The following is a 2,626-nucleotide window of genomic DNA, read 5'->3' as shown; positions in this document are numbered from 1 at the left end:
GGTCACTACTATCGAAAGTGGCGGAAATGTCGCGATTCCCCTGATGGAGGTGAGCCGCCATGACACTTCCCACACGACGGCAGCGGCCGATGCCCGAGCGTGGGCGGTCCTGGGGACGGGACGCGATGTCCGAGTTCGATGATCTCTTCAATCGGATGGGGACCCTGCTCGAGTCCACCGTCGGCGGCGGGTTCGCGCGGGGCACCGCGTGGGCGCCCCTCACGGATCTGACCGAGCTCGACGACGCGTATGTGGTCGAGTGCGAGCTGCCCGGGATGGCCCGCCAGGACATCGACATCGAGCTCGACGAGCGCGAGCTGACGATCAGCGGTGAGTACGCGGAGCAGGAGCGCAAGGGCACGCTGCACCGCGGCACCCGGCGCACCGGCCGGTTCGAGTACCGGACGATGTTGCCGGGCCAGGTGGACGCGGAGCGCGTGACCGCGACGCTACGCGAGGGACTGTTGACGGTGCGCGTTCCGAAGGCGGCCGGCACCGGGACGCGGCACATCGAGGTCACGGACGGTAGCTGACGCCGGGGAGCTCAGGCCGGCACGGCGAGGAGCACGGCGAACCGTTTCTGTTGGTCGGTCCACCAGTGCTCGAGCGTGAAGCCGGCCTGGGCCAGCTCTGGCTCCAGGCCGTCGCGCCGGAACTTGGCCGAGATCTCGGTGCGCAGGTCCTCGCCGCGCAGGAAGTCCAGGGTCAGGTCGAGGGTGGGGATCTTGACGCTGTGGGTGACGCGGGCCCGCAGCCGCATCTCCATGCGTTCCTCCTCCTCGTTCCAGACCGCGCGGTGGTCGAAGGCGCCGGGGTCGAAGTCGGCGTCGAGTTCGCGGTTGAGGATGGTGAGCAGGTTCTTGTTGAACTCGGCGGTGACGCCCTGGCCGTCGTCGTAGGCGCGGAGCATGCGGGCCGGGTCCTTGACGAGGTCGACGCCGAGCAGCAGGGCGTCACCCTCCGTGTCCAGCGCCTGGCGCAGGCGGCCGAGGAAGGCGGCGCGCTGTTCGGCGTCGAGGTTGCCGAGCGTCGAGCCGAGGAACGCGACCAGGCGGGGTCCTGAGGAGGGCTCCGGGAGGGCGAGGTCGGTCTCGAAGTCGGCGACGGTGGCGGTGATCCTCAGGTCCGGGTAGGCGGTGGCGAGCGCCTCGCCGGCGGCGGTGAGCGCCGACTCGCTGACGTCGAGGGGGGCGTAGCGGCGCAGGGTGCCGACGGCGGCCAGGGCGTCGAGCAGTATGCGGGTCTTCTCGGAGGATCCGGAGCCGAGTTCGACGAGGGTGCGGGCGCCGGTGAGATCGGCGACTCGGACGGCGTTGGCCCGCAGCACCATGCGTTCGGCGCGGGTGAGGTAGTACTCGGGGAGCCGGGTGATGCGGTCGAAGAGCATGCTGCCGCGGGCGTCGTAGAACCACTTGGGCGGCAGGGTCTTGGGGTTCTCGGCGAGCCCTGCCTGGGCGTCGGCGCGCAGCGCGCGGGCCAGATGGTCGGCGGCGATGCGGCGTTCGACGGTGAAGTCGCCGGTGGTGGACGGGGCCATGGGGGGCTCCTTTCGGGCGGGATCACAACGGGGCTATCTCCGCGGTGTGTTGGGTGGTGAGGAGGAGCGACTGGTCGGGGACCTCCTGCCAGTCGCCGTCATCGGTGGTGGGCTCGGACGCGACGGTCACCTCGTCGCCCGTCCTGCGGTAGTAGAGGGAGGCGCCACGCCGGATGGCGGCGATGGCCTGGCCGTCGGTGAGCAGGAGGTTGAGGCGGGCCGCCGGGCGGGCGGCGGCGGTGAGCCTGGTGACCTCGGCGAGCGCGTCGCCGGCGGGAGCGCCCGAGGTGAGGCGGCGGGCGACCATCACCCAGAGCAGCGCGGCGTCGGTGCGCGCCTCCATGGAGAGCAGGTCGGAGGCGGACAGCGACTCGCCGGTGTCGCCGGGCAGCGACTCCCAGCGCTGCACGAAGCCGTTGAGGGAGAACAGCCAGCGGCCCAACGCGTAGGGCGCGGCGGCCGACTCGTCCAGGCTGTTGCCCGGCGTGGCGGAGCGGACCGCCGCGAGCACCGCGCCGCTGCGCAACAGGTGGGCGAGACCCGGGAAGTTGGCGTCCGCCCAGATGGGTACGGCGCGTCGGTAGCGGACCGGTCCCGCGCGGTCGCCCGGCGGGTACCAGCCGACGCCGAAGCCGTCGGCGTTCAGGGCGGCCCCGTTGGTCTGGTGGTGGGGCGCGTAGGACTGCTCGTAGAGGCTGTGCGGCGGGTCGGTGACGATCTCGGCCAGCGCGCGCGGCGGGCCGAGATAGGCGAGGTGCCGGCACATCACACGCTCCTCGCGGTGCGGAAGCCGGCGAAGATCTGGCGGCGGACGGGGAAGTCCCAGTTACGGAAGGTGGATCTGCAGGCGACTGGGTCGGTGCCGAAGGAGCCGCCGCGCAGCACCTTGTACCCGGCGCTGAAGAAGACCTCGCTGTACTCGCGGTAGGGGTGGGCGGCGAAGCCGGGGTGGCCGGTGAAGTCGGTGGCGGTCCACTCCCAGACGTCGCCGAGGAGTTGCCGGGCGCCGCAGGGCGCGGCGCCGGCCGGGTAGCTGCCGGCGGGGGCCGGGCGCAGGTGGCGCTGGCCGAGGTTGGCGTGGTCGGGGGT

Annotated in this window: 4 protein-coding genes; 1 reads left to right on the top strand and 3 read right to left on the bottom strand. The window is 72.1% G+C overall.

Annotated elements, in window-relative coordinates:
- Positions 1–59 precede the first annotated feature (59 nt).
- Complete coding sequence (locus E1265_RS35475; RefSeq protein ID WP_132935061.1) at positions 60–533, top strand: Hsp20/alpha crystallin family protein; 474 nt, start codon at positions 60–62, stop codon at positions 531–533.
- Between the two features lie 11 nt (positions 534–544).
- On the opposite strand, the gene egtD is transcribed toward E1265_RS35475, so the two are convergent.
- From egtD to E1265_RS35460, 3 genes are all read right to left on the bottom strand, one after another.
- On the bottom strand, positions 545–1,537 hold the full coding sequence (gene egtD / locus E1265_RS35470) for an L-histidine N(alpha)-methyltransferase (protein ID WP_132935060.1): 993 nt from the start codon (positions 1,535–1,537) through the stop codon (positions 545–547).
- A gap of 22 nt (positions 1,538–1,559) precedes the next feature.
- On the bottom strand, positions 1,560–2,303 hold the full coding sequence (gene egtC, locus E1265_RS35465) for an ergothioneine biosynthesis protein EgtC (protein ID WP_132935059.1): 744 nt from the start codon (positions 2,301–2,303) through the stop codon (positions 1,560–1,562).
- Positions 2,303–2,626 (bottom strand): SUMF1/EgtB/PvdO family nonheme iron enzyme (locus E1265_RS35460; protein ID WP_165954005.1); only part of this gene is annotated, 324 nt, incomplete at its 5' end. The genes E1265_RS35460 and egtC, both read right to left, overlap by 1 nt.

The sequence above is a fragment of the Streptomyces sp. 8K308 genome (assembly GCF_004348315.1).
GTDB lineage: Bacteria > Actinomycetota > Actinomycetes > Streptomycetales > Streptomycetaceae > Streptomyces.
This window is presented reverse-complemented; position numbering and strand designations above follow the sequence as displayed.